General features: G+C 64.9%; 13 protein-coding genes. 11 read left to right on the top strand and 2 right to left on the bottom strand.

The window, feature by feature from the left end:
* Nucleotides 1-325: 325 nt before the first annotated feature.
* The 6 genes from DES44_RS14935 (at nt 326) to DES44_RS14910 (ending at nt 6960) form a co-directional block, all read left to right on the top strand.
* Nucleotides 326-1387 (top strand): porin, encoded by a 1062-nt coding sequence (locus DES44_RS14935; RefSeq protein WP_083525340.1) that lies wholly within the window; start codon nt 326-328, stop codon nt 1385-1387.
* A gap of 254 nt (nt 1388-1641) precedes the next feature.
* The gene (locus DES44_RS14930) at nt 1642-2619 is read left to right on the top strand and encodes an ABC transporter permease (protein WP_058933922.1); all 978 of its coding nucleotides are present in this window, start codon (nt 1642-1644) and stop codon (nt 2617-2619) included.
* 1 nt (nt 2620) lies between these two features.
* Nucleotides 2621-3847 carry a M20 aminoacylase family protein gene (locus tag DES44_RS14925; RefSeq protein WP_058933923.1) on the top strand — a complete coding sequence of 409 codons (1227 nt, stop codon included), beginning with the start codon at nt 2621-2623 and terminating at the stop codon, nt 3845-3847.
* Nucleotides 3848-3900: 53 nt separating this feature from the next.
* On the top strand, nt 3901-4869 hold the full coding sequence (locus tag DES44_RS14920; RefSeq protein WP_375137529.1) for an ABC transporter permease: 969 nt from the start codon (nt 3901-3903) through the stop codon (nt 4867-4869).
* A gap of 15 nt (nt 4870-4884) precedes the next feature.
* The gene (locus tag DES44_RS14915) at nt 4885-5886 is read left to right on the top strand and encodes an ABC transporter ATP-binding protein (protein ID WP_058933925.1); all 1002 of its coding nucleotides are present in this window, start codon (nt 4885-4887) and stop codon (nt 5884-5886) included.
* A 24-nt stretch (nt 5887-5910) separates the two neighbouring features.
* On the top strand, nt 5911-6960 hold the full coding sequence (locus DES44_RS14910; RefSeq protein ID WP_058933926.1) for an ABC transporter ATP-binding protein: 1050 nt from the start codon (nt 5911-5913) through the stop codon (nt 6958-6960).
* A 21-nt stretch (nt 6961-6981) separates the two neighbouring features.
* Here the strand turns inward: DES44_RS14910 and DES44_RS14905 are convergent, their stop codons facing one another.
* Nucleotides 6982-7314 (bottom strand): lipoprotein, encoded by a 333-nt coding sequence (locus DES44_RS14905; protein WP_147307101.1) that lies wholly within the window; start codon nt 7312-7314, stop codon nt 6982-6984.
* 28 nt (nt 7315-7342) lie between these two features.
* Between DES44_RS14905 and cyaY the strand changes: the two genes are divergently transcribed.
* Nucleotides 7343-7696, top strand: a complete 354-nt coding sequence (gene cyaY, locus DES44_RS14900; protein WP_058933928.1) for an iron donor protein CyaY — start codon at nt 7343-7345, stop codon at nt 7694-7696.
* Nucleotides 7697-7756: 60 nt separating this feature from the next.
* Here the strand turns inward: cyaY and DES44_RS14895 are convergent, their stop codons facing one another.
* Nucleotides 7757-10180, bottom strand: a complete 2424-nt coding sequence (locus DES44_RS14895) for a penicillin-binding protein 1A (RefSeq protein WP_083525341.1) — start codon at nt 10178-10180, stop codon at nt 7757-7759.
* A 319-nt stretch (nt 10181-10499) separates the two neighbouring features.
* On the opposite strand from DES44_RS14895, the gene DES44_RS14890 reads away from it, so the two are divergent.
* The 4 genes from DES44_RS14890 to DES44_RS14875 are packed head-to-tail and all read left to right on the top strand — an operon-like array spanning nt 10500 to nt 13444.
* Nucleotides 10500-11579 carry a pilus assembly protein PilM gene (locus DES44_RS14890; RefSeq protein ID WP_058937204.1) on the top strand — a complete coding sequence of 360 codons (1080 nt, stop codon included), beginning with the start codon at nt 10500-10502 and terminating at the stop codon, nt 11577-11579.
* On the top strand, nt 11576-12196 hold the full coding sequence (locus DES44_RS14885; protein ID WP_058933929.1) for a PilN domain-containing protein: 621 nt from the start codon (nt 11576-11578) through the stop codon (nt 12194-12196). Before DES44_RS14890 ends, DES44_RS14885 begins: the two co-directional genes overlap by 4 nt.
* A gap of 7 nt (nt 12197-12203) precedes the next feature.
* Nucleotides 12204-12893, top strand: a complete 690-nt coding sequence (locus DES44_RS14880) for a type IV pilus inner membrane component PilO (RefSeq protein ID WP_058933930.1) — start codon at nt 12204-12206, stop codon at nt 12891-12893.
* On the top strand, nt 12893-13444 hold the full coding sequence (locus DES44_RS14875) for a pilus assembly protein PilP (RefSeq protein WP_058937205.1): 552 nt from the start codon (nt 12893-12895) through the stop codon (nt 13442-13444). The genes DES44_RS14880 and DES44_RS14875 overlap by 1 nt, the downstream gene beginning before the upstream one ends.
* Nucleotides 13445-13463 lie beyond the last annotated feature (19 nt).

Here is a 13463-nt window from a genome sequence, read left to right as displayed (position 1 = left end):
GCGGATCAGCACTTGTGCAAAGGCCGCCCCTCGGGGCGGCTTTTTTTCGTCCTGACTTTTTCAATGAGCTGTTGTTTGCCGCGCCGCGTGGAGACTAGGCTGTAATCCCCGCTCCAGCTCCAGCTCCAGCTCCGGCTCCGGCTCCGGCTCCGGCCTCACATCCTGCGCCAATCCTGTGCATCCATGCACCAGAAGGCGGCCTTTGTGTCTCATATTTGACAGGGTAAGTTCCCGTGGGCGATCTGCAACGCGGATGGTCTGTTTTTCGACCATTCCCCCAGAATCGAACACGGCGAACGACCACATCAAACAAAGGAGACATCGCATGAAAAAAGCCGCCATGGCATTGGGCCTGCTGGCCGCATCGATCGGGTCGGCATGGGCGCAGTCCAGCGTCCAGCTCTACGGCATCGTGGACGTTGGTGTGCGCATGACCAGTAATGCCAGCGCCGGATCCTCCAAGAAGCTGGTCGTTCCGGGCGGGATGTCGCAAAGCCGGTTGGGCGTGAACGTCAGTGAAGACCTGGGCGACGGAATGAAGGCTTTGGTCAACCTGGAGCACCGGCTCAACTCCGACAACGGCACACAAGCCGCGAACGACTTCTGGCGCCAGTCCTGGGTGGGCATCCAGTCGGCCGACTTTGGCCGCATCACCCTGGGTCGCCAGTACAACATCCTCTTCGACATCTACACCTCCACCTACGCCTCCTTCAAGTACTCGCCCTACATCGAGGCCTACAAGCCGGAAATCGGCCTGTCGATGGGCGCCCGCCAGGACAACATGGTGAAGTACTTGGTCGAGAAGGGCCCGCTGCGCGGGGAGATCCAGGTGTCCGCTGGTGAGGGCAACAGCCAAAACAAGTCATACGGCGGCCTGCTGCGGTATGCCGAGGGCGAATTCGCCGCTGGCGGCGCTTTCCTGACGGTGGAAGACACGCTGGGCAAGAAGGTGCGCGGCTATACCGCCGGCGCCGCCTGGACCAGCGGCCCGCTGTACCTGAACGCCTCCTGGGCCTCCAACAAGTTCGACCAGGGCGGTCTGCTGGGGGCGGCCTACACCTCCGGACTGCTGGGGAACGTGTTCAATGCGGCCGCCAATGATGTGAAGAAGCGGGACATGTACTCCTTCGGCGCTACCTACCAGATGACGGCCCAGTTGAACCTGGGCGGCCACTACTGGCTGGCCGAGCAGACCCACTACTCCGCCGCCTTGGCCAACACCAAGAGCAAGGGCCACTACTTCGCGGTCGTGGCCGACTACGCCTTCTCCAAGCGCACCGACGTCTATCTGGAAATGGACTACACCAAGCAAAACGGTGCAGTGCGCTTCTCCAACAATGCGGACAGGCGCGCCGGGGCCATCCTCGGTCTGCGTCATCGCTTCTGATGGCCTGATCGTTTCCGCACCTCCGCACCTCCGCACCTCCGCACCTCCGGACGCCCAGCGTCCCCCAAAACCGCTCCCAGGGGCGGTTTTTTCATGGCTGTCGCGTCCTGCGCACGTCCGGCTCCGGTAATGGACTTCCCCTCTTGCCCCTGGAGGAATGTGTCCGGATGATGGACGTTTCACTCTCGCGGAGCCGCAGGGCCGGGTGAGGCTGCTGGCCACGAGCCAGGCGGCCCTCCGGCGGCCCGGACGACATGCTGGTTTTCATTCTTCGCCGACTGGTGCAGGCCATGGCCGTCATGCTGACGGTCGCCTTCGTCGCCTTCATGCTGTTCCAGTTCGTGGGCGACCCGGTGGCCAGCCTCGCGGGTCAGGACGCCACGCCGGAGCAGCGTGCGCAAATCCGCCATGACCTGGGCCTGGACCGGTCCTTCGTGGCCCAGTTCGCCACCTTTGTCGGCAATGCGGTGCAGGGCGAATTCGGCATCAGCCTGCAGCAGCGCCGCAAGGTGTCCTCTCTGTTGGCCGAGCGGGTGCCGGCGACGCTGGAGCTCTCGGCGGTGGCCGCCGTGATTGCACTGGTCGTGGCCATTCCGCTGGGGGTGTATGCCGCCTTGCGCCGCGGCAGCTTTGGCACCCAGCTGGTGATGGCGGTGTCGCTGGTGGGCGTGTCCCTGCCCACCTTCCTGATCGGTGTGCTGCTTATCCTCGTCTTTGCGGTGCAATTGCAATGGCTGCCCAGCAATGGACGGGGCGACGTGGTGGCCCTGGGAGGATGGACCACCGGACTGCTCACGCTGGACGGCCTGCGTCATGTGCTGCTGCCCGCCATCACGCTGGCCATCTACCAGCTCACGCTCATCATGCGCCTGGTGCGCTCGGAGATGCTGGAGGTCCTGCGGGCCGACTACATCAAGTTCGCCAAGGCCCGCGGCCTGAGCAATCGCGCCATCTACTTCGGCCACGCGCTGAAGAACACGCTGGTGCCGGTCATCACCGTGACCGGGCTCCAGGTGGGATCGCTGATTGCCTTTTCCATCATCACTGAAACCGTCTTCAACTGGCCCGGCATGGGGCTGCTGTTCATCCAGGCCGTCCAGTTTCCTGACATCCCGGTCATGGCCGCCTATCTCTGCCTGATCTCCTTCATCTTCGTGGTGATCAACCTGGTGGTGGACCTGCTGTACTTCGTTGTCGACCCTCGCCTGCGCGTGGGCGGCGGGGCCCATTGAGATGACTGCCCTCACCAGCGCTGTCACCAGTGCCGCGTCCGGCACCTACCAGCGACTCCTGGAAGGCCGGGGTGAACTGGTCGCGCTTCGCCGGGAACTGCACGCCATGCCGGAGCTGGGCTTCGAGGAGCGCCGCACCGGTGCCCGGCTGGTGCAGGCCTTGCGCGCCTGCGGCGTGGATGAAATCCATGAAGGCATCGGTCGCACCGGACTGGTCGCGGTGGTCCACGGCCAGCCGGGCACGCCCGCCGGCAGTGCCCGGCTGCTGGGCCTGCGTGCCGACATGGACGCGTTGCCCCTGCGCGAGCAGAACGATTTCGCCTGGAAGTCCGGCACACCCGGCCTGATGCATGCCTGCGGGCATGACGGCCACTGCGCCATGCTGGTCGGCGCGGCGCGTTATCTGGCGCAGACCCGCCGCTTCACCGGCAGCGCCGTGCTGGTGTTCCAGCCTGGCGAAGAAGGCTATGGCGGCGCGCGCGAGATGATCGCCGACGGGCTCTTCGACCGCTTCCCGGTCGAGGCCATCTACGCCATGCACAACTGGCCGCATCTGCCGCCGGGCAAGATCGGCCTGAATCGCGGCGCGATGATGGCCGCCGCCGACCGCGTGCAGATCAACATCCAGGGGCGCGGCGGCCATGGCGCGCATCCCCATCTGAGCGTGGATCCGGTGCTGATCGCCGGTCACATCATCACGGCCGTGCAAAGCCTGGTGTCGCGCAACATCTCGCCGGTGGACCAGGCGGTCGTCAGCCTGTGTGCGATGCAGGCGGGCGATGCCGGCGCCTTCAGCGTCATCCCCGAGCTGGCCCAGCTCACCGGTACGGTGCGCAGCTTCAAGCCCGAGGTGCAGCAACTGCTGGAAGAGCGGCTGACCCGGATGGTGGAGTCCGTGGCCCTGGGCTTCGGCGCCAGCGCGAAGGTGGACTACCAGCGCCTGTACCCTGCCACCATCAACAGCGCCCGCGAGGCCGACTTTGCGGTGCGAGTGTCCCGCTGGCTGGTCGGCGCGGAACATGTGGACGACGAGCTGCCGCCGAGCATGGGCTCCGAGGACTTCGCCTTCATGCTGCAGGCGCGCCCCGGCGCCTATCTGCGACTGGGGCAGGGGGGCCCGTGCGGGTTGCACCAGCCGCGCTATGACTTCAATGACGAGATCCTGCCGCTGGGCGCTGCGCTCTTCGCCAGCCTGGTGGAGCAGGGCCTGCCGCTGGAAAACCCCTGACCCGCCGCCTGACGATTCGTCCCACGCCGCAACGACCCCAAAGTATCCGCTTCATGAGCCTGTCCTCTCCGCCGCCGATGCCCCCTGCCGTCCCGCCTCCGGTGGCGTCCTCGCCCGGACCGCTGCGCCGATTCTTCCAGGGGGACGTCTGGCATTCATTCACCCGCTCCCCAGTGGCCATGCTGGCCGCTTTGGTGGCCCTCATCTGCCTGGTCTGCGCCGTGTTTGCGCCCTGGGTGGCGCCGCATGATCCCTTCGACCTGACGGCGGTGGACCTGATGGATGCACGCCTGCCCCCCGCCTGGGTCGAGGGCGGCAGCAGCAAGTATTGGCTGGGCACGGACGACCAGGGCCGCGACCTGCTCTCCGCCATCATGTATGGCGCCCGGATCTCGCTGGTGGTGGGCGTGGCCTCGGTGCTGCTGTCGATGGTGATCGGCGTCGGGCTGGGGCTGCTGGCTGGCTTTGTCGGCGGCCGGGTGGACGGTCTCATCATGCGCATCTGCGATGTGATGCTGTCCTTCCCCGCCATTCTCGTGGCGCTGCTGGTGGATGGCATTGGCCGCGTGGTGCTGCCGGACACCCATGGCACGCTGGCCTTCCTGGTGCTGGTGCTGGCCATCTCGCTCACCGGCTGGGTGCAGTACGCCCGCACGGTGCGCGGCTCCACCCTTGTGGAGCGCAACAAGGAATATGTGCAGGCGGCCCGCGTGATCGGCGTGAAGCCCATGGCCATCATGTGGCGCCACGTGCTGCCCAACGTCACCGGCCCGGTGCTGGTGCTGCTGACGCTGCAGGTGGCCTCGGCCATCCTGATCGAGGCCACGCTGTCCTTCCTGGGCGTGGGCGTGCCGCCGACCACGCCGTCGCTGGGCACGCTGATCCGCATCGGCAGCGACTTCCTGTATTCCGGGGAATGGTGGATCACCATCTGGCCCAGCGTCATGCTGGTGATGATTGCCCTGTCCATCAACCTGCTGGGGGACTGGCTGCGTGATGCCCTCAACCCCCGTTTGCGCTGAGGCCGGAGCCGCGAGATGACTGCCTTGCTTGAAGTCCGCCATCTGCGGGTCGAGTTCCCCACCCGCCATGGCACGCTGGTGGCGCTGGATGATGTGTCCTTCGACATCGCCCCCGGGGAGGTGCTGGGCGTGGTCGGAGAGTCCGGCGCCGGCAAGTCGCTGACGGGTGCGGCCATCATCGGCCTTCTGGAGCCGCCTGGGCGCATTGCCAGTGGCGAGATCCTGCTGGAAGGACGCCGTATCGACCAGCTCAGCCAGGACCAGATGCGTCAGGTGCGAGGCCGCCAGATCGGCGCCATCTTCCAGGACCCGCTGACCTCGCTGAATCCGCTCTACACCGTCGGGCGCCAACTGGTGGAGACCATCACCACCCACTTGCGACTGACCCCGAAGCAGGCCCGTGCGCGGGCCGTGGAACTGCTGGCAGCCACCGGCATTCCGGCGCCGGAAGCCCGAGTGGACCAGTATCCGCACCAATTCTCCGGCGGCATGCGACAGCGGGTGGTGATTGCCCTGGCGCTGGCTGCGAATCCCAAGCTGATCGTGGCCGATGAGCCGACCACCGCGCTGGACGTGTCCATCCAGGCGCAGATCATTGCGCTGCTCAAGCGGGTCTGCCGGGAGCAGGGCGCGGCGGTGATGCTGGTGACGCACGACATGGGCGTGATCGCCGAGACCTGCGACCGCGTGGCCGTGATGTACGCGGGCCGCATTGCCGAGATCGGACCGGTGCAGGAAGTGATCCACCGGCCCGGCCATCCCTACACCGTCGGCCTGATGGGCTCGATTCCCGCCATGGACGAGGACCGGGACCGCCTGCTGCAGATCGACGGCGCGATGCCCCGCCTCACTGCCATTCCGTCGGGGTGTGCCTTCCATCCGCGCTGCCCCCGGGCGTTCGACCGTTGCCTTCAGCAGCGACCCGAACTGATGCCGGCCACGGCCACCTCGGCGGCCTGCTGGCTGCATGACCGGCAGGCTCGTGCCGCCACCGCTGAAGCGGGCCAGGTCGCCTGACCCGCGGCGCAAGGACATCCTGACATGAGTGTTGTGACGACCACCCCTTCCGACGCCGCCCGCCCGGTGGTGCCCCCTGCGGGCCCACCGCTGGTGGAAGTGCGGGACCTGGCCAAGACCTTCGATGTCTCGGCCCCCTGGCTCAACCGGGTGATCGAGCGCCGGCCGCGCCAGTACGTGCATGCGGTCGATGGTGTGAGCTTCCAGATTCCACGCGGCACCACCCTGGCGCTGGTGGGCGAGTCCGGTTGCGGCAAGAGCACGGTGGCGCGACTGCTGGTGGGGCTGTACACACCGTCCGGCGGACAGGTGCAGTTCGATGGCGCGGACATCGCCGCCACCCTGGCCGGCCCCCAGGCGCAGACGCTGCGGCGCCGCATGCAGATGATCTTCCAGGATCCCTATGCCAGCCTGAATCCGCGCTGGAAGGTGCAGGACATCGTTGCCGAGCCGCTGCGGGAGCATGGCCTGGTGACGGATGGGCCGGGGCTGCGCGCCCGGGTGGCGGAGCTGTTGCAGTCCGTGGGCTTGTCGCCGGCCGATGCCGGCAAGTTCCCGCACCAGTTTTCCGGCGGCCAGCGCCAGCGCATCTCGATTGCCCGCGCCCTGGCGACCCAGCCCGAGTTCCTGGTGTGTGATGAGCCGACGTCCGCGCTGGATGTCTCCGTGCAGGCCCAGGTGCTCAACATCATGAAGGACCTGCAGCGCCAGCGCGGGCTCACCTATCTGTTCATCTCGCACAACCTGGCGGTGGTGCGGCATGTGGCGGACCAGGTCGGGGTGATGTACCTGGGCCGATTGGTGGAGCAGGCGGACAAGCGCACGTTGTTTGCAACGCCGCGGCATCCCTACACCCGCATGCTGCTGGATGCCATTCCCGACATTCACATGACGGGCCGTGCCCGCACGCCGGTGCGCGGCGAGGTGCCCAATCCGCTGAATCCGCCCAGCGGATGCAGCTTCCACCCCCGCTGCCCGCATGCGAATGCACGCTGCCAGCAGGAGCGGCCGGCGCTGCTGAGCCTGCATGGCGTGCGGGTCGCCTGCCATGCGGTGGAGGAAGGGCGGATTTGACGCGGGCGGAGCTGGCGCGTTTTATCGCTGGGGAGCGATCGTGGCGCTGGCCGGTGCCGATGCGGGCTGAGCCCGCGGGGCCGGGGTTTCGGCAGGTGTGCCGATGGGCAGGGCGGCCGGCGCGTTGACCGATGTGTTGACCGACGTGTTGGCCGGCGTGTTCGAGGGCGCGGCGCCGCCCGTGCCGGAGGTCTTGGCCGGCGGCAACTGCAGGGGACGCTTCTGGCCGCAGGCCGTCAGGGCCATGGCGCCCATGACCGCCAGCGACAACATCAAGCCCATCAGGGCCTTGCCGCCGGTTGGCTGGGAGCGGTGCGCAGGGGCGCCTACACTTCGGGTCTTCGTTTGTTCCATGCACGCCAGTCTAGCGAGTTCGCGACCCATGACCGTCATTGCCACGCCCCTTTCCGATGTCGACTACGACGCCCGCACCGCCGCCGTGCTGGCCAGCATCGAACGGCAAGCCGATGAATGGCTGGAAGAGGACTGCATCGACATCGATCCGCAGCGCACCGGGGGCCTGCTGGAGCTGCAGTTCCAGGACCGCAGCAAGATCGTGGTGAACACCCAGCCGCCGCTGCAGGAACTCTGGCTGGCCAGCCGCCGCGGGGGTTATCACTTCAAGTTCGTGGATGGCCGCTGGCTGGATACCAAGGACGGGGTGGAGTTCTTCGAGCGGCTGTCGCAGGAAATCAGCTTCCACGGCGGCAAGCAGTTGCGCGTGACGGGCGGCTGAACCCGCGCAGCGCCTGCTTCGTCTGCGCAGCGTCCGGACTGCGCAGCACCAGCCCCGTCGTCAGCGCTTGAACAGATCGAGGATGCTCTTCTTCTCATCCTCGCTGCCGGACGCCGGCACATGCTCATCCCCGGTCAGCGCGCGAACGCCCTGGTTCTCGGCGAACTCGTCGTAGTACCACTCGCCATTCACATTCGTCACGCCCGTCGCGGGCGGCGGAATCTCGGCCACCGGCGTATTGCGCAGCGCGTACTGCATGAACTCGATCCAGACCGGCAAGGCCAGGCCACCGCCGGTTTCGCGATCCCCCAGCTTGCGAGGCTGGTCATAGCCGATCCACACCACCGACACCAGATCCGGCTGGAACCCGGCGAACCAGGCATCCATCGAGTCGTTGGTCGTGCCGGTCTTGCCGTAGAGGTCCGGTCGCTTGAGCGTGGCCTGGGTCCGTGCCGCGGTGCCGCTGCGCGCCACCTCCTGCAGCAGGCTGTCCATCAGGAATGCATTGCGCGGGTCGATGGCGCGCTGGCTTTCGTCCAGGGTCTTGGGAACGGCCTGATAGAGCAGGCGGCCCTGATGGTCGGTGATGCGCTGCACCAGCGCAGGGCCGACGCGGTAGCCGCCGTTGGCAAACACTGAATAGGCCTGCGCCATCTGCATCGGCGTGACCGAGCCGGCGCCCAGCGCCATGGTGAGGTAGGCGGGATGCTTGTCGGCATCAAAGCCGAAGCGGGTGATCCAGTCCTGCGCATACTTCACGCCGATGGACTGCAGCACGCGGATGGACACCATGTTCTTCGACTTGGCCAAGGCCCGCCGCAGCGGCATGGGGCCGTCGAAGGTGCCGTCGTAGTTCTTCGGCTCCCACGGCTGGCTGCCGGTGGTGCTGGCGTCGAAGAACAGCGGGGCGTCGTTCACCACGGTGGCGCCATTGAAGCCCTTCTCCAGCGCTGCCGAATAGATGAAGGGCTTGAAGCTGGAGCCCGGCTGGCGCCAGGCCTGCGTGACGTGGTTGAACTTGTTCTTGTTGTAGTCGAAGCCGCCCACCAGGGCGCGCACGCTGCCGTCTCGCGGATTGAGCGCCACCATCGCCCCTTCCACTTCCGGCAACTGCGTGATGGTCCACTCTTCCTTGTTGTTGCGGGTGAGCTTGATCACCCGGATGACGGCGCCGCGCCGGATGCGGGTCTTGGGATTCCCCTTGTCCGACAGGCCGGACGTGGCCGGCTTGAGGCCTTCGCCCGTGATGGTGATGCTCTCGCCACTTTGGAGGGCCGCCACCACCTTCTTGGGGTCGGCCTCGAGCACGACGGCCGCGAGCAGTTCGTCATTGGCGGGGTGGTCGCTCAACGCCTCGGCGATGCGGGTGTCCAGCTCCTTGGGATCGCCGGGCAGATCGACATAGGCCTCAGGGCCGCGATAGACCTGGCGACGTTCGAAATCCATGATGCCGCGACGCAAGGCCCGGTATGCCCGTTCCTGTTCGTCCGACTTCAGCGTCAGGTAGACGTTCAGGCCGCGTGTGTAGGCTTCTTCGCCGTACTGGCTGAAGATCAGCTGCCGGGCCAGCTCCGCGACGTACTCGGCATGGCTGACCGTGTCCTGGGGCGGGCGGATGCGCAGCTTCTCGGCCTTGGCCTGCGCATGCTGGTCGGGGCTGATGAAGCCCATCTCCAGCATCCGGTCGATGATGTATTGCTGGCGCAACGTCGCGCGGCGGGGATTGTTGATCGGGTTGTAAGCAGATGGTGCTTTTGGCAACCCGGCGAGCATGGCGGCCTCGGCAATCGACAGGTCTTTCATCGGCTTGCCAAAGTAGACCTCGCTGGCGGCGGCAAAGCCGTAGGCCCGGTGCCCCAGGAAGATCTGGTTCATGTAGATCTCAAGGATCTTCTCCTTGGGCAGCGCGCTTTCGATCTTCAGGGCCAGCAGGATCTCGTAGATCTTGCGGGTGAAGGTCTTCTCGGTGGAGAGATAGAAGTTGCGAGCCACCTGCATGGTGATGGTGGAGGCCCCCTGACTCTTGGACTCCCCCACATTGGCCAGGCCCGCCCGGATCACCCCCAGGTAGTCCACCCCGCCGTGCTGATAAAAGCGTGCGTCCTCAATGGCCAGCACCGCGTCCTGCATCACCTTGGGGATGTCGCGGATGTTGGAGTAGGAGCGCCGCTCCTCGCCGTACTCCCCGAGCAACTGGCCATCGGCCGACATCACCCGCAGCGGCAGCTTGGGCTGGTAGTCGGTCAGGCCGCTGATGTCGGGAAGGCTGGGATAGGCCATGGCCAGGGCCATGCCTGCCAACAAAGCCACAGAAAGCACGCCTGCAAGTAACAGTCCGAACAGCCATCCGAGCGCGCGCAGCAGCCAATGCCGCTGGGTTGTGCGTGGCTTCTTGCGCCCTTGTGGTCCGCGATCCCGCGGGTCGGCGGAAAAAGAGGAGGAGGGGGAGTCGGGGGAGTCGTCGGAGGTTTTCTTCGCGGGCATGACCAAAGTGTGCATTTTTGCGTGCCCACCCGCTCCCCATCAGGGGCTGTACGGGTGCGAATCCGGCCGCTTGCGGCGATTATAGGAAGCCGCGTCGGTCATCGAATGGCTGACCGAGGCGAACAGCGACCCTGCGCGCATGCGCACGCTTTCTGGGCACATTTCCGGCTTTTGGCACCCTTTCGTGGCGTGTATGTTACGCAACGCGGTGTTACGTGCTGTGACTGCTTTGCCTTGGGGCATCAAAGGCTTTGCTGCTAGCATTCAAGTAACTTATTAACAAACCGGCGCAGTGTGCGGCGCGTTGGGGGAACGCATCATGGGGTTGTTGGACGTACTACTGGGACGCACCCATCCGCCCATGATTGGCCTGGACATTTCATCGTCCAGCGTCAAGCTTGTGGAGTTGAGTCAAAACGCGAGTGGGGAATACGTTCTTGAACGTTTTGCCACGGAGCCTTTTGAAAAGGGATGGATTACCGACGGTCAAATCGAGAAATTCGATGAGGTCGCCGAGGCTGTGCGCCGGGTCGTGACGCGCAGCGGCAGCAAGACGCGGCATGCCGCGCTGGCCATGCCGCAGTCCGCTGTCATCACCAAGAAGATCATGCTGCCTGCGGGCCTGCGTGAAGAAGAGCTGGAGCTTCAGGTCGAAGCCGAGGCCAATCAATACATTCCGTTCTCGCTCGATGAGGTGAGTCTGGACTTCTGCGTGATCGGGCCCAGCCCGACGTCGGTGGGCGACGTGGAAGTGCTGATTGCCGCGTCGCGCAAGGACCGTGTGCAGGACCGCCAGGCCCTGGCTGAGGCGGCTGGTCTGCGTCCGGTGGTGCTGGACATCGAGTCCCATGCCTCGCGCATGGCGATGGGGCGCCTGGTCGAGACCCTGCCCAATGAAGGCAAGGACGCCCTCGTTGCACTGTTCGAAATTGGCGCCGACACGACCAGCCTCAAGGTGCTGCGTGACGATGAAATGCTGTATGACCGGGATCAAGCCTTTGGCGGTTCCCAGCTCACCATGCTGATTTCTCGCCAATACGGTTTCTCATTCGAGGAAGCCGAACAAAAGAAACTCAGCGGCGAATTGCCGGAGGACTATGAGACCCAAGTGCTCAATCCTTTTGTCGACAGTTTGTCGCAGGAAATCGGTCGCGCATTGCAGTATTTCTTCACCAGCACGCCCCACCATAAGGTGCACTACGTGATGCTGGCCGGCGGAACTGCAACGCTTCCGGGCCTGAAGGAACGCGTGACCGAATTGACCGGATTCGCCTGCATGGTGGTGAATCCTTTTGAAAACATGGTGCTGGGCTCTGCAGTGCGTGAAAACAAGCTGCGCCGCGAGGCACCGGCCTACCTGACGGCCTGCGGGCTGGCGATGCGGAGGTTTTTTCAGTGATTCTGATCAACCTGCTCCCGCATCGCGAGGAGAAACGCAAGCGCCGTGAGACCGCGTTCTACGTGGGTCTGGGCATGTCGCTGGTCGCTGGCGCGCTGGTCGCCGGAGTGATCTATCTGCTTCTGGAGCAGATGACCTCCGCGCAGGTCGAGCGCAACAACTTCCTGAAGTCCGAGATCACCAAGCTCGACGAGCAGATCAAGGACATCGCCACGCTGCGCGCCGAAATCGACGCCCTGCGGGCCCGCCAGCGTGCGGTGGAAGACCTGCAGAGCGATCGCAACACGCCTGTGCATCTGCTCAACGACCTGGCCAAGCTGACGCCGGAAGGCATCTACCTGCAAGGCATCCGGCAGACCGGCAAGTCGGTCATCCTGAACGGCCAGGCCGCGACCAACGAGCGTGTGTCTGAAATGCTGCGCAACCTGGGTCACGCCGAATGGCTGGAGAACCCGGACCTGGTGGAAATCAAGGTGGCGACCGCGAATGCACGGGATCCCCGCCGCCTGTTCGATTTCTCGATGCGGGTGGCCATCAAGAACACTGCGCCGGATGCCGCCCCAGGCGCCGCCAGCGCACCGGACGGTGTGAAGCCGGCCCGGGCCAACAACAGCTGAGGACTGCATGGCTGACCTCAAGAACCTGGATCTGAATGCCTGGTTTGCTGACTTCTCGGGTCAGTTCCAGAACCTCGATCCCAAGAAGCCGGGCCAATGGCCCCTGGCACCCAAGATCGTCACGTTCATCTTCGTGGCCATTGCTGCCGTGGCGGCTGCCTGGTTCCTTTTGCTGTCCGACGCCAATGACGCCCTCGAGGCGGAGAAGGCGCGCGAGCCGGCCCTGAAAGAGGACTATCGCGGCAAGCTGGCCCAGGCGGTGAACCTGCCGGAGCTGCGCAAGCAAAAGCGTCAGGTCGAGGAATATGTCCTGCAACTGGAAAAGCAGTTGCCGGGCAAGGCTGAAATGGACGCGCTGCTGTCCGATATCAACCAGGCGGGCCTGGGTCGCGGTCTTCAGTTCGAGCTGTTCCGTCCGGGACAGATCGTGATGAAGGACTACTACGCGGAACAGCCCATCTCGTTGAAGGTGACGGGCCAATATCACGATATCGGTTCCTTCACTGCCGACGTTTCCAACCTGTCGCGGATCGTGACGCTGCATGATCTGACCATCGTGGCACCTCAGGCCAACAACGGTCGCAGCGACGGACACCTGACCATGGACGCCATTGCCCGTACCTACCGCTACCTCGACCCTGCTGAAGTGGAAGAGCAAAAGCGTGTGGCCGCTCAACAAGCAGGGAAGAAGAAATGATGCGTGTCACGCTCACTCGCTCCCTTCTGGGCCGGTCACTGGCGCTGACCCTCTGCGGCATGGCTCTGGCGGCTTGCACCTCCTCGACGGATGAACTGCAGCAATGGATGGAAGAGCAGCGTCAGCAGACGAAGCCTTCGGTCAAGCCGCTGCAGCCGCCGAAGAAGTTCCTGCCGCAGCCCTATGAAGCCATGAATGTGGTGGACCCGTTCACCGTGCAGAAGCTGACGGTGGCCTTCAAGCAGGAGGCGGCCCAGCCGAGTTCCCTGCTGGCGTCGGAAATGAAGCGCCGCAAGGAACCGCTGGAAGCCTTCCCGCTGGACGGCATGACCATGGTGGGCAGTGTGGTCCGCAATGGCCGGCAGTTTGCACTGCTCAGGGTTGAGAACCTGCTGTATTACGTCAAGACGGGTGATTACCTGGGCCAGAACTTTGGCCGTATCACCAAGATCAGCGAAACCGAAATCACGTTGCGAGAAGTCGTCCAGGACGCTGCGGGCGAATGGATTGAACGCACCAGTACTCTCCAGCTACAGGAGCAGGGACGATGAAGACTTTTGTGGAGAACGC

It is taken from the genome of Roseateles depolymerans (genome assembly GCF_003387155.1).
Classification (GTDB): domain Bacteria; phylum Pseudomonadota; class Gammaproteobacteria; order Burkholderiales; family Burkholderiaceae_C; genus Roseateles; species Roseateles depolymerans.
The sequence above is the reverse complement of the archived record's forward strand: the minus strand, read 5'-3'. Positions and strand labels throughout refer to the sequence as shown.

Bases quoted from the DNA above. Each gene is read 5' to 3' on its own strand.
- DES44_RS14895 (WP_083525341.1), bottom strand. From the start codon at position 10,180: ATGCCCGCGAAGAAAACCTCCGACGACTCCCCCGACTCCCCCTCCTCC.
- DES44_RS14910 (WP_058933926.1), top strand. From the start codon at position 5,911: ATGAGTGTTGTGACGACCACCCCTTCCGACGCCGCCCGCCCGGTGGTG.
- DES44_RS14935 (WP_083525340.1), top strand. From the start codon at position 326: ATGAAAAAAGCCGCCATGGCATTGGGCCTGCTGGCCGCATCGATCGGG.
- DES44_RS14880 (WP_058933930.1), top strand. From the start codon at position 12,204: ATGGCTGACCTCAAGAACCTGGATCTGAATGCCTGGTTTGCTGACTTC.
- DES44_RS14930 (WP_058933922.1), top strand. From the start codon at position 1,642: ATGCTGGTTTTCATTCTTCGCCGACTGGTGCAGGCCATGGCCGTCATG.
- DES44_RS14925 (WP_058933923.1), top strand. From the start codon at position 2,621: ATGACTGCCCTCACCAGCGCTGTCACCAGTGCCGCGTCCGGCACCTAC.
- DES44_RS14920 (WP_375137529.1), top strand. From the start codon at position 3,901: ATGAGCCTGTCCTCTCCGCCGCCGATGCCCCCTGCCGTCCCGCCTCCG.
- cyaY (WP_058933928.1), top strand. From the start codon at position 7,343: ATGACCGTCATTGCCACGCCCCTTTCCGATGTCGACTACGACGCCCGC.
- DES44_RS14915 (WP_058933925.1), top strand. From the start codon at position 4,885: ATGACTGCCTTGCTTGAAGTCCGCCATCTGCGGGTCGAGTTCCCCACC.
- DES44_RS14905 (WP_147307101.1), bottom strand. From the start codon at position 7,314: ATGGAACAAACGAAGACCCGAAGTGTAGGCGCCCCTGCGCACCGCTCC.
- DES44_RS14875 (WP_058937205.1), top strand. From the start codon at position 12,893: ATGCGTGTCACGCTCACTCGCTCCCTTCTGGGCCGGTCACTGGCGCTG.
- DES44_RS14890 (WP_058937204.1), top strand. From the start codon at position 10,500: ATGGGGTTGTTGGACGTACTACTGGGACGCACCCATCCGCCCATGATT.